Source organism: Streptomyces reniochalinae (assembly GCF_003323735.1).
GTDB classification, from domain to species: Bacteria; Actinomycetota; Actinomycetes; order Streptomycetales; family Streptomycetaceae; genus Streptomyces; species Streptomyces reniochalinae.
On sequence record NZ_QOIM01000033.1, the window covers coordinates 242100 to 262851 of the forward strand.

Sequence of the window (20752 nt, forward strand, 5' to 3'; positions counted from 1 at the left end):
GCCCGGGGCCTGTGCCCCGGGCACGAAAGGGGCGGGGCACAGGTGGCTGGATGTGGCCCGTGCGCGAGTGGCGAACTCCTCAGGCGCCGTCGCGGATGGCCCCGGACTCGCCCCTGGTGACCGCCCTCGCGTCAGTCGCCCGCTTCCTCTTCCTCCCCGGGGGTCACCGCCGCCTCGCGGGCGGCGTCGGGCCCCTCCTCCAACAGCACGGCGAAGCCGTCATCGTCCAGAATCGGCACTTTCGCCTGGACGGCCTTGTCATATTTCGAGCCAGGGTTCTCGCCGGCCACCACGAAATCGGTCTTCTTCGAGACCGACCCCGTCACCTTGGCCCCCCGGTTCTGGAGTGCCTCCTTGGCGCCGTCCCGGGTGTGGGAGGCGAGGGTGCCGGTGACGACGACCGTCAGACCCGCCAGCGGGCGCGGCCCCTCCTCGCCGCTGGAGGTCTCCTCCATCCGCACCCCGGCCGCACGCCACCGCTCGACGATCTCGCGGTGCCAGTCCTCGGCGAACCACGCCTTGAGCGAGGCGGCGATCGTCGGCCCGACGCCCTCGGTGGCGGCCAGCTCCTCCTCGTCGGCCTCGGCGATCCGCTCCAGGGAGCGGAACTCGCGGGCCAGCGCCTCGGCGGCGACGGGCCCGACGTGGCGGATGGACAGGCCGGTGATGATCCGGGCGAGCGGACGGTCCTTGGCCGCCTCGATGTTCTCCAGCATCGCCAGGGTGTTCTTGCGCGGCTCGCCCTGCTTGTTGGCGAAGAGGGTGACCGTCTTGTCCTCGCCCGTCTCCGGATCGCGCTTGGGGATGCCGGTGTCCTGGTCGAGGACGTAGGCGACGATGGGCAGCAGATCCTCCACCGTCAGGTCGAACAGCCCGCCCTCGTCCCGCAGGGGCGGCTGCTTGGGCTCCAGCGGCTGGGTGAGCGCGCTGGCGACGACGTAGCCGAAGTGCTCGATGTCCAGGCACTTGCGGCCCGCCAGGTAGAACAGCCGCTCCCGCAACTGGGCGGGGCAGGAGCGGGCGTTGGGGCAGCGCAGATCGACGTCGCCCTCCTTCATGGGCTGGAGCGCCGAGCCGCACTCGGGGCACTCGGCGGGCATCACGAACTCCCGCTCGCTCCCGTCGCGCAGGTCGGCGACCGGGCCGAGGATCTCGGGGATCACGTCGCCCGCCTTGCGCAGCACCACCGTGTCGCCGATCAGGACGCCCTTGGCCTTGACGACGTCCTGGTTGTGCAGGGTGGCGAACTCGACCTCGGACCCTGCGACGGTGACCGGCTCGACCACCGCGTACGGCGTCACCCGCCCGGTGCGGCCCACGCCGACGCGGATGTCCACCAGCTCGGTGTTGACCTCCTCCGGCGCGTACTTCCAGGCGATGGCCCAGCGGGGGGCCCGCGAGGTGGCGCCCAGGCGGCCCTGGAGGCGGATCTCGTCCAGCTTGACGACGACGCCGTCGATCTCGTGCTCCACCGAGTGGCGGTGCTCACCGTAGTAGGAGATGAACTCGCGCACGCCGGACAGACCTTCCACCACCCTGGCGTGCGTCGAGGTGGGCAGGCCCCACGCGCGCAGCAGGTCGTAGGCGGCCGAGAGGCGGGTGAAGTCCTCCTTGGCGAAGCCCTCCAGGGCGCCGATGCCGTGCACCACCATGTGCAGCGGACGCGTCGCCGTCACCCGCGGGTCCTTCTGGCGCAGCGACCCCGCCGCCGCGTTGCGCGGGTTGGCGAAGGGCTTCTCGCCCGCCTCGACGAGCCGCGCGTTCAGCTCCTCGAACCGCTCCATGGGGAAGAAGACCTCGCCGCGCACCTCGACCAGCTCGGGCAGCCGCTCGCCGCTCAGCCGCTCGGGGATGTCCGCGATGGTGCGGATGTTGGGCGTGATGTCCTCACCGGTGCGGCCGTCGCCCCGGGTGGCGGCGCGCGTCAGCCTGCCGTGCTCGTAGGTGAGGTTCACCGCGAGACCGTCGATCTTGAGCTCGCACAGGAAGTGGTAGTCCACGCCCTCCAGCTCGCGGGCCACGCGGTCGGCCCACTCGCCCAGCTCCTCGTCGTCGAAGGCGTTGTCCAGCGAGAGCATGCGCTCGCGGTGGGCGACCTCCGTGAACTCCGTCTCGTAGTGCCCGGAGACCTTCTGCGTCGGGGAGTCGGGGGTGCGCAGGGAGGGATACTCCTCCTCCAGCGCCTCCAGCGCTCGCAGCAGCCGGTCGAACTCGGCGTCGCTGACGACGGGAGCGTCCTTGACGTAGTACCGGAAGCGGTGCTCCTCGATCTGCTCCGCGAGGCTCTTGTGCTTCTCCCGCGCTTCGGCGGGGGCCGTCACGTCCTCTTCGCCAGCCACCGTTGGTCCTCCCGTCACTGAGGGTTGTCAGCGAGTGATCGTGCCGCCCGGGCGCAGTGGGCGAGCGCCTGGCGGGCGTACGCCGGTGAGGCTCCCGCGAGCCCGCACGTGGGGGTGACCACGACGGATTCGGCGAGCAGGCCCGGGGACAGCCCGAGCCTGCGCCACAACGACCTGACACCCCCGACGCTACCGGCAGGGTCTGACAATGCCCGCCCGTCGCCCTCGGTGGCGGGTACGACACCCGCGAACAGGGTCACGCCGTCCTCGACGGCCTCTCCGATGACCTCGTCGTCACGCTCGGTCAGGAGCGAGAGGTCCAGCGAGATGCCGTCGGCGCCGGCCCGGCGCAGCAGCGCGACCGGCACCCCGGCGGCGCACGAGTGCACGACCGTCGGCCCGTCGTGCACCGCGAGCAGCTCGCCGAGGGTGGCCTCGACCACCGCCCGGTCCACCGCGGGGTGGGTGCGGTAGCCGCTGGCCGTGCGCACGTCGCCGGTCAGTACGGCCGTGAGGGAGGGCTCGTCGAGCTGGAGCACCGGGACGGCGCCCGGCACCCGGCGCCGCACGTCGGCCAGGTGCCCCGCCAGCCCCTCGGCCAGCGAGGCCGCCAGGTCACGGACCGCGCCGGGGTCGCCCAGCATCGCCTCGCCGTTGCGCCGCTCGACGCCCGCCGCCAGCGTCCAGGGGCCGACGACGGAGACCTTGAGGCCGCGCGGCCGCCCGGCCTCCCCCACCCCCTGGGTGAACTCCTCGATCGCGTCGAGGTCCTCGCCCAGCCAGGCGCGGGCGCGGCGGGTGTCGCGCCCCGGCCGGTCGCTGATCCGCCAGCCGCTGGGTTCGAGGTGCACGTACATCTCGGCCAGCAGACCGGTGGTGCGGCCCAGCATGTCGGCCCCCGGCCCGCGCGCGGGAAGCTCGGGGAGGTGGAGCAGGTGCTGCGGCGCTTCGAAGGACCCGGTGACGGTTTTGGCCGCCTCCCGCGCGTCCGTGCCGGGCAGGGACCCGACACCGGTCGCCGCCGCGGGGCCCCAGAGGGTTGTCGGCTGCGTGTCGTCCATCGTGTCAGCCACCGGGCTTGACGCTCAGGTCGGTGACCTCGGCGCCGCGCGGCAGGTCCAGGGCCGTCAGGATCGTGGTGGCCACCGCCTGGGCCGGGATCCACCTGGAGGGGTCGTACTCCTTGCCCTCCTGGCGGTGCACCTTCTCCTGCATCGGCGTGGCCGTTCGCCCCGGATACACGGAGGTGACCCGCACCCCGTTGCCGGCCTCCTCGCCGCGCAGCCCGTCGGCGAGCGCCTTGAGGCCGTGCTTGCTGGCGGAGTAGGCGGCCCACTCGGGGTTCGTCCGCAGTCCCGCGCCGGAGTTGACGAAGACGACGTGGCCGCGTGCGCGCCGCAACTGCGGCAGCAGCAGCCGGGTCAGCTCGGCCGGCGCGACCAGGTTGGCGGCCAGCGTCTCGTTCCACAGCTTGGGGCCGAAGTCGCCGACGGTGCCGAGTTCGACGACGCCGGCGATGTGCAGCAGCGAGTCGACGTCCTCGGGGAGCGTCTGGTGCTCGAACGCCCAGGAGAGCCGCTCCGGTTCCGCCAGGTCGCCCACCAGCGTGTGCGCGCCGTCGAACTCCTGGGCGAGCTGACGGGCGCGCCCCGCGTCGCGGGCCAGCAGGTGGAGGGTGTCACCGCGCTCCAGCAGCTCGCGCGCCACCGCGGCGCCGATACCGGACCCGGCCCCTGTGATCACATGTGTTGCCATGCCCCCATGATCCCGCACCGGGGACGGTCCGCCGGGCGCGGGAGGCGGCGCGGCCCCGCGCGGGTCACGCCGCGAAGATCGACTCCAGCTTGTCGTACTCCTCCAGGCACCTGCCCGTCCCCAGGGCGACGCAGCCGAGCGGCTCGTCCGCCACGGTCACCGGCATCCCCGTCTCCGCCGCCAGCCGCTGGTCGAACCCGTGCAGCAGCGCCCCGCCGCCGGTGAGGACGACGCCGCGCTCCATGATGTCGCCGTACAGCTCCGGCGGGCACTCCTCGAACGCCGCCTGCACGGCCTCCACGATGGAGCGGACCGGGCGTTCGACGGCCGCGGCGATCTCCTCGGGCGCCAGGTGGATGACCTTGGGCATGCCGGTGCCCTTGTCCCGGCCGCGCACGGGCACGAAGTCGGCGCTGCCGTACGACATCTTGATCTCCTCTGCGGTGCGCTCCCCGACGGCGATCGCGAACTCCCGCTCGATGTAGGAGGCGATGGCCGCGTCCAGCGCGTCGCCCGCCACCCGCGCCGAGCGGGAGACGACCATCCCGCCCAGCGAGATGATGGCGATCTCCGTGCTGCCGCCGCCGATGTCGACGACCATCGAACCGCGCGCCTCGTGCACGGGCAGCCCGGCGCCGATCGCCGCAGCTATGGGCTCCTCGATCAGCCGTACCGAGCGGGCGCCGGCCCGGCTGGCCGTCTGCACGACGGCGCGCCGCTCGACGCCGGTCACGCCGCTGGGCACGCACACCACCACCCGCGGCGACCTGCCGCGCCCGCCGCGGCCCTGCGAGTCGCGGGCGGCGCGGATGAAGTGCCGCAGCATCCCCTCGGTGGCCTCGAAGTCGGTGATGACCCCGCCCTTGAGGGGGCGGGTCGCGGTGATCGAGCCGGGGGTGCGGCCGACCGCCTGCCGCGCCTGGGCGCCGACTGCCAGCACCTTCCCGGTGTGCGTGTCGATCGCCACCACGGACGGTTCGTCCAGGACGACGCCGCGACCGCGCTCGAAAACCAGGGTGTTGGCCGTGCCGAGGTCTATGCCGATGTCGCGGCCGCGAAACCCCGAAGAGCCTGCGGAGGGAGCTGACTGGGTGCGCTTAGCCATGTGTACTCGCCATGTCGGGTGCGGTGTTGTACGAGTCGCGCCGTGTCTGTGCGGTGTCGTACGGGATCGTGCCGCGTAGTACGCGTAGTTGCCACATTGTGGTGCTGCCAGCCGCAGCATACCCAAGTGTCCTGTTTGCTGGGGCGGGTGGGGTCCCCGTCCCGTGCAGAAATCTGGAATCGAAAAGGCGCTGGTCGGAGCGCGTTTTTTGCCTAATCACACGGGTGTTCCTTCGAGTTGGTGGCATAGATCCCCGGCCGGTGGATAGCTATGCACCGGAGACCACGCGCGGTTCACCGAGCCCAAGTACTGGTGTGTCCTCGGCGACCGCGCCTTGGGCCACCGTCTCTTCTACTGGAGGTTTCGTCATTTCCGCGCGACCGGCTCAGGAATTCGGAGACAACCCCGTAGAGGTCCGGGAAACCGGACACTACACAGAGGAATACGTGCCCAGCTTCGTCGAGAAGTGGGACTCGCTCATAGACTGGGAGAAACGAGCGGAGAGCGAGGGAAATTTCTTCATCGACCTCCTGCGCAAGCGCGGGGTCAAAAGCGTTCTGGACGTCGCAACCGGCACCGGATTCCATTCCGTCCGCCTACTGGAGGCCGGTTTCGATGCCGTGAGCGCGGACGGCAGTGCCGATATGCTCGCGATGGCGTTCGAGAACGGAATGAAGAACGGCGACCACATCCTGCGGGTCGTCCAGGCCGACTGGCGCTGGCTCAACCGGGACGTTCACGGTGAGTACGACGCCATCGTGTGCCTCGGGAACTCCTTCACGCACCTCTTCTCGGAGCGGGACCGGCGCAAGGCGCTGGCCGAGTTCTACGCGATGTTGAAGCACGACGGAATCCTCATCCTGGACCAGCGCAACTATGACGCGATCCTGGACCGCGGCTATTCCAGTAAGCACACGTACTACTACTGCGGCGAAGACGTCGCGGTGGAACCCGAGTACATGGACGAGGGCCTGTGCCGCATGCGGTACCGATTCCCCGACAAGTCCGTGTACCACCTCAACATGTTCCCGCTCCGCAAGGACTACACGCGGCGCCTCATGTCCGATGTCGGATTCCAACGCATCGAGACATACGGCGACTTCCAGCACACGTACAGGGAGGAACAACCCGACTTCTTCGTGCACGTTGCGGAGAAGGAATATCGAATGGAGGACCAGGAGGAAGGGTCTTACGGGGGCGCCGTGAGTACGGCGCGGAGTTATTACAACTCCCCCGACGCGGACGCTTTCTATTCCTCCGTGTGGGGCGGCGAAGACATTCACGTCGGCGTGTACGCGCACCCCGCCGAGCCCATCGCGGACGCCAGCCGCCGCACCGTCGAGCGGATGGCGTCGGGCCTGGGTCTGACCGAGGGGTCCCGCGTGCTCGACCTCGGCTCCGGCTTCGGCGGCTCGGCCCGCTACCTCGCCGAGACCTTCGGCTGCTTTGTGCAGGCCCTCAACCTCAGCGAGGTCGAGAACGAACGCCACCGGCAGCTGAACGCCAAACGCGGCCTCACCGGCCGCATCGAGGTCGTCGACGGCTCCTTCGAGAGCGTGCCGTTCCCCGACTCCAGCGTGGACGTGGTCTGGTCCCAGGACGCGTTCCTGCACAGCGGGAACCGCCTGCGCGTGCTGGAGGAGATACGCCGGGTGCTCAGGCCCGGCGGGCGGCTCGTCTTCACCGACCCGATGGCCGCCGACGGCACCGACCTGAGCGCCCTCCAGCCCATCCTGGACCGCATCCACCTCGACGACATGGGCTCGCCCGGCTTCTACACCCGCGAGCTGATCCGGCTCGGCTTCGTCCCGACCGAGCACGAGGACTCCCCCGGCGGATTCGAGGATCTGCGCGCGCAACTGGTCACCCACTACGGGCGCGTGCTGGAGGAGACCGAGCGGCAGGAGGCCGAGGGGCTCGGAGCGAAGGTCAGCTCCGACTACCTCACCCAGATGAAGAAGGGCCTCACCCACTGGGTCGACGGCGGTGAGGGCCGCCGCCTGACCTGGGGCATCTTCCGCTTCACCCTCTCCGAGGGCTGAGGCGCCCCGAAGGGCCGAGGCACAGCGCGCCGTCCGAGCCGCGGTACCGCGGCTCGGACGGCGGTCCTAGGCTGGAGGCCATGACCTCCTCCGCGCCCTCGGCCGCCGTGCCCTCCCCGATGAACATCTGCGTCTTCTGCTCGGCCGCCGAGCTGGACAGCGTCTACACCGACGCGGCCCGCGAGTTCGCCTCGCTGATCGGCAAGCGCGGCCACAGCCTCGTGTGGGGCGGCTCGGACTCCGGCCTGATGAAGGTCGTGGCCGACGGCGTCCAGGAGGCGGGCGGCCGGCTCATCGGCATCTCGGTGGAGTTCCTGCGCGACGTGGCGCGCCCAGGCGCCGACGAGATGGTCGTCACCGAGGACCTCGCCGCGCGCAAGGCACTGATGCTGGACCGCGCCGACGCCGTCGTCGTCATGGTGGGCGGCACCGGCACGCTGGACGAGGCGACCGAGATTCTGGAGCTGCGCAAGCACGGCATGCACACCAAGCCGGTCGTCCTGTTGAACAGCGCCGGCTTCTACGACGGCCTGCGGCAGCAGATGGCCCGCATGGAGGCCGAGGGCTTCCTCCCGATCCCGCTGAGCGACCTGGTCACCTTCGCCGACGACGGCCTCCAGGCGCTCCAGCTTCTCGGGGCCTGAGCGGGGCCTTCGACCTGAGCGGGACCTCGGGGCGGCCTGAGCAGGGCCTCGGGAGCTGAGGAGGGCCCTCGGCACCTCGCGGCAGAGCCCCGGTCCCCCCGAGCGCGGGGGTCAGGCCGTCGGGACCGCCCGCCGGGTGCGCTCGATCGTGGCGGAGCCGACCACGCGGGTGCCGTCGTACAGCACGATCGCCTGGCCCGGCGCCACCCCGCGCTCGGGCGAGGAGAAGCGGACCCGCAGCTCGCCGTCCACGAACTCCGCCTCGACGGGCGTCTCGGCACCGTGCGCGCGCAGCTGCGCGGTGTAGGCCCTGGGCCCGTCGGCCGGGGGCTCGCCGCACCAGCGGGGGCGCACCGCGGTCAGCTCGGCGATGTCGAGCGAGGCGGCGGGGCCGACCGTGACCGAGTTGTCGACCGGGGAGATGTCCAGCACGTACCGCGGCTTGCCGTCCGGAGCCGGGTGGCCCAGGCGCAGCCCCTTGCGCTGGCCGATCGTGAAGCCGTACGCGCCCTCGTGGGTGCCCAGCTTGGCTCCGGACTCGTCGACGATGTCGCCCTCGGCCGTGCCGAGCCGGGAGGCGAGGAAGCCCTGGGTGTCGCCGTCGGCGATGAAGCAGATGTCGTGGCTGTCGGGCTTCTTGGCGACGGCCAGGCCGCGCCGCTCGGCCTCCGCGCGGATCTCGTCCTTGGTGGTGAGGGTGTCGCCCAGGGGGAACAGTGCGTGGGCGAGCTGCCGCTCGTCCAGCACGCCGAGCACGTAGCTCTGGTCCTTGGCCGCGTCACTCGCACGGTGCAGTTCCCGGCGGCCGTCCTCGTGCGTCACCACGGTGGCGTAGTGGCCCGTACACACCGCGTCGAACCCCAGGGCGAGTGCCTTGTCCAGTAGCGCGGCGAACTTGATCTTCTCGTTGCAGCGCAGGCAGGGGTTGGGTGTGCGACCCGCCTCGTACTCCGCGACGAAGTCCTCGACCACGTCCTCGCGGAAGCGCTCGGCCAGATCCCACACGTAGAAGGGGATGCCGATCACGTCGGCGGCACGGCGCGCGTCGTGGGAGTCCTCGACGGTGCAGCAGCCGCGCGCGCCCGTGCGGAACGACTTAGGGTTGGCGGACAGAGCCAGATGCACGCCCGTGACCTCGTGTCCGGCCTCGGCGGCGCGGGCCGCCGCGACAGCGGAGTCGACACCGCCGGACATCGCGGCCAGCACACGCAGCGGACGCGCGGAGGCTGTCCCCCGCGAGGATGCAATAGTCATAGCGCCCTCCAGGGTAGACGGAACCACCCGGTGGCCCGAACGCGTTGGGGAGCACATGGGACAGGCGGCAGACGACGGACGAGAACCCGGAGCCGGGCAGGGGCCCGGCACCGGGAACGCCCCCGCGGGCGGCGGCTCGGACGGCGGGGCGAACGACGGGGTGGACAGCGGGGCGGGCAGGCCGGTGAACGGCAGGACGGACCGCGGGACGGACGACGGGGTGAACGAGGGGGCGGGCGACTCGGTGGGCAGCGGTGCGGACGGCGGCGCGGACAGCGGTGCGGAGGGTGGAGCGACCGGCGGCGCGGGCGGAGGCGGCGGCCGAGGCGAAGGGGCAGGGGCCCGCGACGCGGGCGGCGGGCGGGGTCCCGGCGGGCAGCGGCCGCGGGGCGTGGCCCGGCGCAGGTTCCTGATCGCCGGTACCGCCACCGTCGGCCTCGGCGTCCTGGGCGTGACCGCCCAGCAGGAGCTGAAGCGCTGGTGGGGGCGGGGGCCGGGAAACGGCACACCTCGGGTGGAGGGCCAGGTCGACGACTCCCGCGCCCGGTGGGTGGCCGCCTCCGACGCGAACATGCGGCGCGGGGACCGCCCCGCCGACTACGGAATCGACCGGGTGATAATCCACGTCACCCAGGGCAGCGCGGCGGCCGCCGTGAAGGTCTTCCGGAACCCGGAGCACCGGGCCGCGGCGCACTACATCGTCTGCCAGGACGGGCAGATCATACAGATGATCCGCGAGCTGGACGTGGCCTTCCACGCGGCCAACAAGGAGTACAACGAGCGCAGCGTCGGGGTCGAGCACGAGGGCTGGATCGACCAGCCGCAGGACTTCACGGACGAGATGTACCGCTCCTCCGCCAAGCTGACGGCGGGCATCTGCACCCGCTACAAGTTCCCCGCCGACCGCGAGCACATCATCGGCCACAACGAGGTGCCCGGAGCCGACCACACGGACCCGGGCCGGCACTGGGACTGGGACAGGTACATGCGGATGGTCCGGGCCCAGATGAAGGTCGAGAGCACCCTCAGGGAGCGGTGACGGGAGGCGCCGTCCGCAGCCCACCGTCCGCCGTCCGCGTTCAGCTCAGACCCGCGCTCCGTGCCCGATCGACGACGGGTCCGATCGCCTCTGCCAGCGCTTCCACATCCGCCTTGGTCGAGGTGTGCCCCAGCGAGAAGCGCAGCGTGCCCCGGGCCGACTCCGGATCCGTGCCGGTGGCCAGCAGCACATGGCTGGGCTGCGCCACACCCGCCGTACAGGCGGAACCCGTCGAGCACTCGATCCCCTGCGCGTCGAGAAGCAGCAGCAGCGAGTCGCCCTCGCAGCCGGGGAAGGAGAAGTGGGCGTTGGCGGGCAGCCGTCCGCCCGGATCGGGATCGCCGTTGAGCACCGCGTCGGGCACGGCGTCGCGCACGCCCGCCACCAGCGCCTCCCGTAGCGCGCCCACCTCGTCGACGAACGCCTCCCGCCGCTCGACGGCCAGGCGGGCGGCCGTCGCGAACGCGGCGACTGCCGGGGTGTCGAGAGTGCCGGAGCGCACCTGCCGCTCCTGACCCCCGCCGTGCAGCAGCGGCACCGGCGCGTACTCGCGGCGCAGCAGCAGCGCGCCGACCCCGTAAGGACCGCCGATCTTGTGCCCGGTGACCGCCATCGCGGCCAGCCCCGAGGCGGCGAAGGAGACGTCCAGCTGACCGAACGCCTGCACGGCGTCGGAGTGCAACGGCACCTCGAACTCCGCCGCGACCTCGGCGAGCGCCCGCACATCCGTCACGGTGCCGATCTCGTTGTTCGCCCACATCACGGTGGCCAGCGCGACGTCGGAAGGGTCCCGCTCGATGGCCTCACGCAGCGCCTGCGGCCGAACCCTGCCGTACGAGTCGACCGGCAGCCACTCCAGACGGGCCCCCTCGTGCTCGGCCAGCCATTCGACGGCGTCGAGCACCGCGTGGTGCTCGGCGGGACTCGCCAGCACCCGGGTGCGCCGCGCGTCCTCGCCCCGGCGCGCCCAGTAGAGCCCCTTCACGGCCAGGTTGTCCGCCTCCGTGCCGCCCGCGGTGAAGACGACCTCACTGGGCCTGGCACCGAGGGACGCCGCCACGGACTCCCGTGACTCCTCCACCGTGCGCCGCGCCCGCCGCCCTGCTCCGTGCAGCGAGGACGCGTTACCGACGACCGTGAGCTGCTCGGTCATCGTCCGCGCCGCTTCCGGCCACATGGGAGTGGTGGCGGCGTGGTCGAGATAGGCGGGGTGGACGGTGTCAGCCATGGTGATCCGATTCTACGGGCCGCCGCGGGGCGCACGACCGGCGCGTGGAAGCGGACCGCGCCGGGCCCGCGGGGGCCCGGCCGCGCAGGCGCTCAGCGGGATGCCGACCGTACGGGGATTCAGCTGTCGGCACCGGTGCGCGCCGACGCGGGCGCGGGCGCGGTCGGCGTGATCAGCTCGCGATGCGACTCCTGGAGCCCGTCGGGCAGGGCGTCGGGCGAGAACCACCGCGCCTCGAGGATCTCCATCGGATCGATCCGCACGGACCCGCCGACGTACACGGCCTCGTACGCCACTTCGACACGGAGCCGGTAGCCGCTCCTCAGCCGCACGAGCGCCCCGGTACGCACGTGCAGACCGGTCTCCTCCCGCACTTCGCGCACCACGGTCTGCGTGAACTCCTCACCCCTGGCCGCGCACCCGGTCGGCAGCCCCCACGGCCTCTCCTGCGGCCACAGCCGGTGCCGCAGCAACAGCACCCGCCCCTCGTCGTCCCGCACCACGCCGGTCACCCCGACCATGAACTTCGCGTGCGCGAGCCACAGCAGACGCCACTGCCACGACCCCCGCAGACGATGCCAAGCGCGGGCGGCCAACTGCCTCATCCCCGGTCTCCCCTCAGCGGTGGACGCCAAGGGCCCGATCCTCCACCCGCACGGCCCGGAACGCCAACGGGCCGCCGCCGCCCCGCCCGTGTCCTGCCGAACCGGGTCCGCGAGCCCCGCACCGGCTCTACGCTCTGAGGGGAGGTGTCCACGGTGAGTGAGGACCAACAGCGGTGCGGCCTGGCCGGCGGCAGCGGCCTGGCCGGGTGAGGCAGCCGATGAGCTGCCTGGGCCCGCACCAGCTCTGCCGTGGCTGCGGAGGGACCGGAACCGTACACGGAGGCGCCCTCTACGTCTCCGACCACGGCGCGGGCGAGAGCGTGGCCGCGCCCCACGGCTGCCGGCACTGCCAGGAGCGCGGCTTCTCGTGCCAGGCACCCACCCACTGCGAGGGCGAGCACCACGCCGACACTCCCGTCATCCGCCTCGACCGGCGCCCACCGGCGTAGCCCCTTTACGCGTCGAGCGCCTGGTGGCGGCTCAGCCTCCTGGTCGGCTCTGCCTCGTCGAACCAGGCGGTCCACTACGGCTCGTCGTCGGTTCCGCTCCGGCGTCCAGTGCCACTGCGGGCTGCTGGATGGCGCGCCGGAAGCCAGCGGTGCGGCCCCATGGCGGCGAGCGCCCGGACCTCCCCAGGCCGACCACCCACACCTACCCGCCGAGGCGCGCAGGCCATGATGCGTCGTGGGTAGAGGTCGGTCATGTACCTCACTGACCAGCGGTCCTACCCTCTGTCTCCGGAGGGCGTGAAGAAGTTACGGGTCAGCAGATGGCTGCTCGTCGCTGCGATCGTCATCGACGGTGCAGCGCTACTGGCGGAACTTTTCGAGAGCCATCCTTTTACTGTGCGGCTTTCTGTCCCCACTATGGGAGTGATCTTGTTTTCGCTGCTCTTGCGGGAGGTCCTCAAGTCGCTGAACCGGCACGACGCCGCCCTCCGACGTCAATAGCCACGCATCTCTTCGTCGCCCCGTGCTCGTGCTGTCCAGCCGGGGCTTGCCCCTGTCCTCGAGGGGAGGCGCCATGGCCAAGGAGAGCAGACCACCGTTCACATCGGCCCGCGCATCGACGGCACCCCCACTGAGCGCCCGACTCCCGCTCCGGCCAGACCGAAGGCCGTGACACCCGACGCGTGTCGACCCCCGCGGGCAAGACGGCCCGGCCGGGGTTGGTCCATCACCTCGCGTCCGCGAGAAGAGGCGGCGAAAGGGAGTTGTGGACCAGTTTCTGTGGTCGAGCACGCTCCGTGTTCCCCGTCTCGGTCGGCTGGACCCCACAACGTGTGGCGGCCACGCCCACGCCCACGTCCCCGAGCCGCTCTCAGCCCTCTGAGGGCCTCAGGTCCGGTTTTCCGCCTGGAACATCCAGTGTTCCTTTTCCAGGTCGCCGGTCAGGGAGATGAAGACGTCCTCGGTGACCGGGTCGGCCTCGCCGACGGCTTTCATGCGTTCGCGGGACTTGGCGATGACGGTGCCGAGGGCGTCGACCATGGTGCGGACCGCGTCGTTGTCGGGGAGCCAGCCCTCGGGAACGGTGGCGAGGGCGCTGCCCTGGGCGACGGTGGCGGAGCGGCCATCGGGGCTGATGCCGAGCGCCGAGGCGCGCTCGGCGACGGTGTCGGAGTACTGGCGGGCGGTGTCGACGACCTCGTCGAGCTGGAGGTGGATGGAGCGGAAGCGGGGGCCGACCACGTTCCAGTGGATCTGTTTGGCGACGAGGGAGAGGTCGATGAGGTCCAGCAGCGTGCCGCGCAGTGCCTCGGCGACGGTCTTGAGGTCCTGCTCCGGAAGCGTGCTCTTGACTGTGTAGGTCACCTTGCGTCGCTTTCTCTCGGAGAGTGGCGTTTCCCTCACACCGTAAGCACTCACGATGCGCTCACGAAGCACTCGCGGCCGAAGGGGGCGCCGGTGACCGCTGGTGGCGGGCTCCGGTGCCCCCGCCGGTCTATGGGTAAGTCCGTGGCCCACCGGCGCATCCGCCGACTACGGGCGTCTCCGCCCGCCTACGCGTCCCCGCCCGCCTACGCGCGGGCGAGCTGGCGGGACTGGGCCACCAGGCGGTCGGCACTGTCCCACACCTCCACGTCCTCCTCCAGGAAGCCGCCCGCCAGGTTGCGGGTGGTGACGGCGACGCGGAGCGGGCCTGGTGCCGGGCGGGCACGGACGTGGACGGTGAGTTCGACGGTGGGCAGCCAGCCGGTCAGGCCCAGCTCGAATCCGGTGGGCGGCAGCGCGTCGACGGCCATCAGCAGCGAGAGCGGGTCGGGGTCGCGGCCGTCCGCGAGGGCGAGCCACGCCCGCATCTCACCGCGCATGCTGGGTGCCCCGAGTGCCCAGCCGCAGGTCTGCGGGTCGAGCCGCAGATCGAGCCGGTGTCCCATCGCGGGGACGGCGGCGGCGCCGTCCGGGTGGTCCGTGGAGCGGAAGCACTGTTCGCGGGGCGGGATGGCGGGCGGGCGGGCGCTGGTGCGGATGTCGTCCGTGAGCGCGTCGAGGTCGCCGTAGGTGGCCAGGACGCGGATGCGTTCGACCTCGGCGCCGTGTTCGTCCGTCTGGAAGAGACCGGCGGAGGCCGTGGAGACGGTGCGGCCGCTGCGGGCGACGTCGGTGCGGATGGTGGCGGGCCCGGCGACCGTGGCGGTCAGGTAGTGGGCCGTGATGCTGAAGGGGTCCGGGTGCGGGAGCGCTTGGCGCAGCGCGCGGCCGAGGACGGCCAGCAGGTAGCCGCCGTTGAGGGCCTTGCCTATCGCCCAGCCCGGCGCCAGCCGCGTCTCGTGGACGCCGGGCTCGCGGGTGCTGACCACGGTGTCGCGGTCGAACTCGCTGGTGGCGGGGGTGGGGGGCGCCGACTGTGGTGCGGCGGTGGCCTGAGAAGGAGCGTCGGACATGGTGGCACCGTACACCGCCTTGTTACCGGTGGGTAGGTGCGCCCGGGGTCGGCGATGTGGGGGTGTGACCGAGGTCCGCGCACAGCGGCAACGGGATGATCTCGAAGCCCTGATTCGCCCGGATCTACGTGCGGCGACGTGCGGCGGGGTCTCGTTCGGCGACGTGCCGGGTGACGGAGTCGACGCCGGGCCGTGCGTATCACTCCAGGGAGCGGACGGAGGCGCGACGGGAGCGGGCCGCTGCCGTCGCCGCCGCCGCAGTAAACCCGGCATTTACTGCGGCACCACCCTGGCGAGCCGTCAGGCGTGTCGACGGTCCGACAGCGGGATCGCTGCTATCGCTGATCGCTGTACCGTCTGCCTCGAGCCCGGTCCAGCCCTCAGCGTCACCCTGCGCTGCATGTCCGTTCGTCACGGCTGCGCGAGAACGGGGCCTGCCTGGCGGCCTCCGGGTCGGCGGACCGCGTGTCTCCCGTCTCCACGCGGAAGGGGTATGTCCCGGCCGCGGTGAACGCGTCGTGGATCGGCCTGATGAGCGAGGTGAGGCGACGGACGCCGGCGTCGCCGATCGGCGTCCACAGCGCCGCGCAGTGCTCGTCGGTCTCGACCTCGATCTGCTCGCGCGCCGCGATGCCGGCATCGGTAGCGGCGCCGTCGGCGTCGAGCCAGCCGCGTGCGACGAGGCGTGTGGTTGCCGCGGCCACCTCCTCGTCGTCCCACAGCCGGGTGGCACGCGCGATGGCTTCCGGGAAGTGACCTGTCGCGGTTTGCAGCACGTTGCAGTCACACGGCCCGAGACCGCCCGCTGCGAGCACGGTGATATGCGCGTCGCCGCGCCACTCGCGCAGCACCGTGATGTGCTGCCACAGCGCGACGAGCGGATCGTCCGGGAGGGGGACCGAGGCGTTGGCGGCGGCCATCGTCTTCCCTGCGTGGTCGGCGCTCGCGACGACCGGGTCGATCAGCGATCGTGCCTCGGCGATCTGGTCGGCGGTGAGGCTCACGCCGACGCGCCGCATCGCACGGTCGACGGCTGTGAAACGAGCGGCCTGCCACTCCTGTGGCGACGCTGTGTCCCAGACGCCTGCCATGGCCCGCACCGACCGCGGGCTGAAGTTGTAGAAGGCCGCGAGCGTGACCTGCCATGGGACTGCGCCCATGGGGGCTGACCGGAGCGCGAAGTAGGCCGGTGCGTACTCGGTCACGCCCAGCTTGGCGGCCTCTTCCGGTGCCTCGGGGATGAAGTAGACGAACAGATGGGTCGCGTTGACGGTGAGGCTGACCTCGCGAACGGCGTTCAGGTCCGTGTCGGCGCGAGCGAAGGTGTTGGCGAGATGCATCGGGGTGGTCTCCCGGCAAGTGGAATGGTCAAGGTCGTTCTTGGTGCGTCCGGTAAGTCAGGACGGCTCTGGCGCGGTGATCCGTACGGAGATCGCGCCGAGTTCCTGCACTTCGATCCGGACCGTGTCTCCCGGTACCAGGTAGGGGCGGCGGCCGGACAACTCCTGGATGCAGCCGGTGCCCACAGGACCGCTGGCGATGATGTCACCGGCTCGCAGTGAGGTGCCGCGCGACGCGTGCGCCAGCATCTCGCCGAACGACCAGTGGATCTCGTCCCAGCTGCCGCCGCCGTAGTGCTCATCGTTGACGTACCCGTCCATCCGCAACGCATAGCCCCGGCCCGAACGGTAGGGCTCCAGTTCGTCGGGGGTGACGAGGAACGGGCCGAGGCTGGTCGAGGCGTCCTTGCTCTTGGACGGGCCGTACACGAACCCCATCTCGCTCGCGGAGATGTCGCGTGCGCTCCAGTCGCAGTAGACCAGGTAGCCGGCGATGTGCGTCTCCGCCGTGGCGGCGTCGAGGTTCGCGCAGTCTTCGGCGATCACCGCGGCGACCTCGACCTCGTAGTCCCACAACTGAGCGTCCGGGGCGAGGGCGACCTCGTCGTGCGGCCCCTTGATCGCCGCCGGGTTGGAGAAGTAGAAGAGCGGATACTCGTACCAGACCGGGCTGACCCTGCCGTCGCCGGTGGCTGCCTTCCCCGCGTTACTGAGGTGACGTTCGAACGCGGCGAAGTCCCGGACCGCCGGGGGTACCGGTATCGGTGCCAGCAGGTCGGCGGTGGCCGGCTCGACGATCTCGGTCGGTTCCCTGATTGCGGCGGCCTCCAGCCCGCCTTCGGCGCGCAGCAGCTCCAACAGGCCCGCGCCCACGGCGTGGATCTTGTTGTCGCGCATCACACCGCAGCGCGTGGAGCCGTCGGCGGAGCGGTAGCTGACCCACTTCACCGGGCAAGCACCTCCCGGGTGCGGTCGTAGAGGCGTCGTGCGTCGGCTAGGGAGGATGCCTGAAAGTCCGGGATCTTTTTGACGGCGGTCTCGAAACGCCCGGCGCCGCCGAAGTCGAGCACGACCGGATAGGCGGCGCGGCCGAGCAGGCCGGCCGGGCCGTGGCTGAGCGGAGAACGGCTGCGGCAGGTCGGCGCGGAGTCGGACGCCGGGCCGTCGGCGGTCTCCGTACGCCTGGGGCGCTGGAACTGGGCGCCGGACTCGGCCTTGGCCCTGTCGGTCCCGACGGCCACGACCCGGCCCCCACGCCCGATGCCGTCCGTGCCCTTGCTGATCTCGCTCGTCATCACGCGGCCACCGTCCGCGCAAATTTGACGATCTCCTCGACGAACAGCTCAGGCTGCTCCAGGGCGGCGAAGTGGCCGCCCGCGGGGATGTCGTCGTTGAAGTAGCGCAGGTCGCGATAGGCGCGCTCGGCCCAGATGCGCGGGGTACGCGTCAGTTCGTCCGGGAAGACGCTGACCCCGACGGGAAGGTCCAGCTCGGTCCCAGCGAGCGGCTGCCGGGCATACTCCCAGTACAGGCGGGCGGAGGAAGCAGCGGTGCCGGTGAACCAGTACAGGGAGATGTGGTCGAGGATTTCGTCGGGAGTGAGGGCGTCGGGCCGGGCCCAGTCGAGGAACTTCTCGTAGATCCAGGCGGCCTGCCCGGCCGGGGAGTCGGTCAGGGCGTAGCCGATGGTCTGCGGCCGGGTGCGCTGCACGACGTGGTATCCGGAATGGACGGCAAAGAAGCGGCTGCCCTGTTCGAGTGCGGCCTTCTCCTCAGGAGCCGGGTCGTCGCCGACCGGTGGTGCGGCGAGGAACTCGGGGAAGTTGACGTGGATCGCCCGCAGGCCCGTCAGGCGCTGCGCCCCCATGCGGGTCGCGACGACACCGCCCCAGTCGCCTCCCTGGGCCAGGTAGGAGTCATAGCCGAGGCGCCGCATGAGCACGCCGTACGCGCGGGCGATCCGGTCCGGGTCCCAGCCTGTCGAGGCGGGTTGGCCGGAAAAGCCGTAGCCGGGCATCGAGGGGACGACGAGGTGGAAGCCGTGCTCGGTGAGCGGGCCGACGGTCTTGAGGAACTCCAGGAACGAGCCCGGCCATCCGTGCAGCAGCAACAGGGGGGCGGCGTCGGGGCGGGGTGAGCGTACGTGCATGAAGTGGAGGCCCAGACCGTCGATGGTCGTGCGGAACTGGCCCAGCTCGTTGAGCCGCCGCTCCAGATCGCGCCAGTCGTACCCGGTGGCCCAGTACTCCAGCAGCTCCTCCAGACGCTCCCGCCGCACCCCCTGGCTGCTGTCCGGCACTGTCTCCCGGCCGGCGAGGCGTACCCGGTGGAGCCGGTCCCTCAGGTCCTTCAGATCACTGTCCGCGACGTCGATACGAAACGGTGTCACGCTGTCCGATGTCATGGTCACCACGGTGCGGCGGCGACGAGCGCGCAGTCCAATGATTGTTCCGGTACAGGTAATACAGGCTGCGTATAAGGCCAGTTAGAGTGGGGTGGTGTCCGAACACTTCCCCGCGCCCGTGGATCTCGATCTCCGGCTGGTGCAGTGCTTCACGGTGGTCGCCGAGTACCAGCACTTCGGCCGTGCCGCCGAGGCGCTGCACACCACCCAGCCGTCGCTGAGCCGGCAGATCCGCCGCCTCGAACAGCAAGTGGGCGTCCGCCTGCTCGACCGCACCACGCGCGGCACCCGGCTGAGCGAGGCCGGCGAGGTTTTCCTGCCCCAGGCCCAGGGGCTGCTGCGCGCCGCGGTCGAGGCGATGTCCCGCACCCGGGCCGCGGCCCGGCCCAGCAGCATCACCGTCGGCTACACCAAGGGGCTGGTCATCACCGCGGCCGTGCGGGCCCTGCGGGACCGCGATCCCGATGCCGAGGTCCACACCCGCCTGCTCGCCTGGAACGACTCGCGCGGTGCGCTGCTGGAGCACCGCGTCGACGCGGTGGTGACGCGTCTGCCGTTCCCCACCGACCGGCTGCGCGTCACCGTCCTCTACGACGAACCGCGCGTGCTGGTCGTGCCCCGGGACCACCGTCTGGCCGGCCAGGAGTCGGTCACCCTCGGCGACATCGCCGACGAGCCGATCCCCCACGTACGCCAGTCCGACCCGTTGCTGAACGCCTACTGGCGGCTCGATCCCCGGCCCGACGGGCGGCCCGCGCCCGACGGCCCCCTGGTCGAAGCCCTTGAGGACAAACACGAACTCATCGCCGCCGGGCAGGCCGTGGCCATCGGGCCGCCCCTCGACCACGCGACCGGCCTGCATCCCAGCCTCACCACCGTCCCGTTGCGCGGGGTCGAACCGAGCCAGGTCGTACTCGCCACGCGCTCCGGCGACCGCGCACGTCTGGTCACCGCTTTCCGTAAGCATGCCGAAGCTCTGCTCACCGGAACCCACCGTGCGGGACCGATCCGCACGACATGATCAGCGGCGGCTCCGCCCGCACGCGCAAGCGCTCATGGTCCTTGTCTGGTCTGCCGCCACAGCGTCCCGACGAGCTCGGGGACTCCTGCGGGGACGTCCCGCGCAACCGCTGAACCGGACGACGCCGAGCGCGCCGCGCTCGATCAGGGCACATGCGCGGGCGGCGCGTGGGCGCCGCATCGGCAGCCGCGGGTCAGCCGCTGCCGACCTGGCGGCCCCCGTTCTCTTGCTCCCTGGTGGCGCCCCCCGTCGGGGCCTGCGCGTCCACCGTCGCGCTTCTGCGGTGCCACGCGCGCGGGGCACGCCAGTTGTAGCGCAGGGCCAGCAGCCGCAGGAGGAAGGCCAGCAGCGCCGCACCCACCGTGGTGGAGGGGCGCACCTGGTCCAGGTGGATCAGCAGCGCCACCGCGCTGGAGCCCACGATGGCGGGCACCGCGTAGACCTCGCGGTCCCAGCGCAGCAGCGAGGGCACCTCGTTGGCCAGTACGTCCCTGAGCACCCCGCCCCCGGCGGCCGTCGCCAGGCCCATCACGACGGACGACGTGAGGCTGAGCCCGTACTCGTGCCCCTTGAGGGTGCCGGTCACGCAGAAGAGGCCGAGGCCGGCCGCGTCGAAGACGCTGACCGCCTTGTTGATCCGCTCCACCTCGGGGTGGAGGAAGAAGACCAGGAACGCGGCGAGGAGGGGGGTGAGGAAGTAGCCGAGGTCGGTGAAGGCCGCAGGGGGCACGGCGCCGATGACGACGTCACGGAAGAGCCCGCCACCCAGCCCGGTGACCTCCGCGAGGACGGCGATGCCGAAGACGTCGAAGTTGCGCCGCACCGCGAGAAGCGCGCCGGAGATGGCGAAGACGAAGATACCGGCGAGATCCAGCCAGTGCTGGAGTGAGGGGCTGAAGAGGGAGTCCACGGGCACCTTTGTACCGTCCGGGTGGGGAAGTGGTCGCGGCGGTGGAGTCCGCCCCCGCCTCTCCCCCCGACTCCGTCCGAGGGGGACCCCCACCCGGGCCCCCGGCCCCCGACCGCCGAACGGGCGCACGAAGCAGCCTTCCCCCGGACCAAGCCCGGGGGAAGGCTGCGGACCAGCGC

General features: G+C 71.5%; 19 protein-coding genes. 5 read left to right on the top strand and 14 right to left on the bottom strand.

What is annotated here, in order from left to right:
- Positions 1 to 131 precede the first annotated feature (131 nt).
- From ligA to mreB, 4 genes are all read right to left on the bottom strand, one after another.
- On the bottom strand, positions 132 to 2339 hold the full coding sequence (gene ligA, locus DQ392_RS14425) for an NAD-dependent DNA ligase LigA (RefSeq protein WP_114015984.1): 2208 nt from the start codon (positions 2337 to 2339) through the stop codon (positions 132 to 134).
- A gap of 14 nt (positions 2340 to 2353) precedes the next feature.
- Positions 2354 to 3400 carry a methionine synthase gene (locus tag DQ392_RS14430; RefSeq protein WP_114015985.1) on the bottom strand — a complete coding sequence of 349 codons (1047 nt, stop codon included), beginning with the start codon at positions 3398 to 3400 and terminating at the stop codon, positions 2354 to 2356.
- A gap of 4 nt (positions 3401 to 3404) precedes the next feature.
- Complete coding sequence (locus DQ392_RS14435; RefSeq protein ID WP_114015986.1) at positions 3405 to 4094, bottom strand: SDR family oxidoreductase; 690 nt, start codon at positions 4092 to 4094, stop codon at positions 3405 to 3407.
- A 64-nt stretch (positions 4095 to 4158) separates the two neighbouring features.
- Positions 4159 to 5199, bottom strand: coding sequence for a rod shape-determining protein (gene mreB / locus DQ392_RS14440; RefSeq protein ID WP_114015987.1), 1041 nt, complete (start codon positions 5197 to 5199; stop codon positions 4159 to 4161).
- 314 nt (positions 5200 to 5513) lie between these two features.
- Between mreB and DQ392_RS14445 the strand changes: the two genes are divergently transcribed.
- Together DQ392_RS14445 and DQ392_RS14450 are read left to right on the top strand one after the other, a co-directional pair.
- On the top strand, positions 5514 to 7241 hold the full coding sequence (locus tag DQ392_RS14445) for a glycine/sarcosine N-methyltransferase (protein ID WP_457487600.1): 1728 nt from the start codon (positions 5514 to 5516) through the stop codon (positions 7239 to 7241).
- A 119-nt stretch (positions 7242 to 7360) separates the two neighbouring features.
- Entirely contained in the window at positions 7361 to 7885 is a 525-nt protein-coding gene (locus DQ392_RS14450) for an LOG family protein (RefSeq protein ID WP_114016036.1), read from the top strand.
- Between the two features lie 111 nt (positions 7886 to 7996).
- Here DQ392_RS14450 and mnmA read toward each other — a convergent pair whose 3' ends face one another.
- On the bottom strand, positions 7997 to 9139 hold the full coding sequence (gene mnmA, locus DQ392_RS14455; protein ID WP_114015988.1) for a tRNA 2-thiouridine(34) synthase MnmA: 1143 nt from the start codon (positions 9137 to 9139) through the stop codon (positions 7997 to 7999).
- A gap of 244 nt (positions 9140 to 9383) precedes the next feature.
- On the opposite strand from mnmA, the gene DQ392_RS14460 reads away from it, so the two are divergent.
- Positions 9384 to 10178: an N-acetylmuramoyl-L-alanine amidase gene (locus tag DQ392_RS14460; RefSeq protein ID WP_425470533.1), complete on the top strand. Its 795-nt coding sequence runs from the start codon at positions 9384 to 9386 to the stop codon at positions 10176 to 10178.
- Positions 10179 to 10218: 40 nt separating this feature from the next.
- On the opposite strand, the gene DQ392_RS14465 is transcribed toward DQ392_RS14460, so the two are convergent.
- On the bottom strand, positions 10219 to 11406 hold the full coding sequence (locus DQ392_RS14465) for a cysteine desulfurase family protein (RefSeq protein ID WP_114015990.1): 1188 nt from the start codon (positions 11404 to 11406) through the stop codon (positions 10219 to 10221).
- A gap of 119 nt (positions 11407 to 11525) precedes the next feature.
- Positions 11526 to 12011: an NUDIX domain-containing protein gene (locus tag DQ392_RS14470; RefSeq protein ID WP_114015991.1), complete on the bottom strand. Its 486-nt coding sequence runs from the start codon at positions 12009 to 12011 to the stop codon at positions 11526 to 11528.
- A gap of 218 nt (positions 12012 to 12229) precedes the next feature.
- On the opposite strand from DQ392_RS14470, the gene DQ392_RS14475 reads away from it, so the two are divergent.
- Complete coding sequence (locus DQ392_RS14475; RefSeq protein ID WP_114015992.1) at positions 12230 to 12460, top strand: hypothetical protein; 231 nt, start codon at positions 12230 to 12232, stop codon at positions 12458 to 12460.
- An 888-nt stretch (positions 12461 to 13348) separates the two neighbouring features.
- Here DQ392_RS14475 and DQ392_RS14485 read toward each other — a convergent pair.
- The 6 genes from DQ392_RS14485 to DQ392_RS14510 all read right to left on the bottom strand — a co-directional run bounded on the left by DQ392_RS14485 (position 13349) and on the right by DQ392_RS14510 (position 18651).
- Entirely contained in the window at positions 13349 to 13825 is a 477-nt protein-coding gene (locus tag DQ392_RS14485; protein WP_114015994.1) for a Dps family protein, read from the bottom strand.
- A gap of 206 nt (positions 13826 to 14031) precedes the next feature.
- On the bottom strand, positions 14032 to 14898 hold the full coding sequence (locus DQ392_RS14490; RefSeq protein ID WP_114015995.1) for a thioesterase family protein: 867 nt from the start codon (positions 14896 to 14898) through the stop codon (positions 14032 to 14034).
- A 386-nt stretch (positions 14899 to 15284) separates the two neighbouring features.
- On the bottom strand, positions 15285 to 16238 hold the full coding sequence (locus DQ392_RS14495) for an SCO6745 family protein (protein WP_114015996.1): 954 nt from the start codon (positions 16236 to 16238) through the stop codon (positions 15285 to 15287).
- A gap of 57 nt (positions 16239 to 16295) precedes the next feature.
- On the bottom strand, positions 16296 to 17186 hold the full coding sequence (locus tag DQ392_RS14500; RefSeq protein ID WP_220182627.1) for a fumarylacetoacetate hydrolase family protein: 891 nt from the start codon (positions 17184 to 17186) through the stop codon (positions 16296 to 16298).
- Positions 17183 to 17533, bottom strand: a complete 351-nt coding sequence (locus DQ392_RS14505) for a hypothetical protein (RefSeq protein WP_114015997.1) — start codon at positions 17531 to 17533, stop codon at positions 17183 to 17185. Before DQ392_RS14505 ends, DQ392_RS14500 begins: the two co-directional genes overlap by 4 nt.
- Positions 17533 to 18651 (bottom strand): epoxide hydrolase family protein, encoded by a 1119-nt coding sequence (locus DQ392_RS14510; RefSeq protein WP_114015998.1) that lies wholly within the window; start codon positions 18649 to 18651, stop codon positions 17533 to 17535. Before DQ392_RS14510 ends, DQ392_RS14505 begins: the two co-directional genes overlap by 1 nt.
- Before the next feature lie 85 nt (positions 18652 to 18736).
- Here DQ392_RS14510 and DQ392_RS14515 point away from each other — a divergent pair, with 85 nt between their 5' ends.
- The gene (locus tag DQ392_RS14515) at positions 18737 to 19663 is read left to right on the top strand and encodes a LysR family transcriptional regulator (RefSeq protein WP_114016038.1); all 927 of its coding nucleotides are present in this window, start codon (positions 18737 to 18739) and stop codon (positions 19661 to 19663) included.
- A gap of 193 nt (positions 19664 to 19856) precedes the next feature.
- Here DQ392_RS14515 and DQ392_RS14520 read toward each other — a convergent pair whose 3' ends face one another.
- Positions 19857 to 20579: a trimeric intracellular cation channel family protein gene (locus DQ392_RS14520; protein WP_114015999.1), complete on the bottom strand. Its 723-nt coding sequence runs from the start codon at positions 20577 to 20579 to the stop codon at positions 19857 to 19859.
- Between the last annotated feature and the right edge of the window lie 173 nt (positions 20580 to 20752).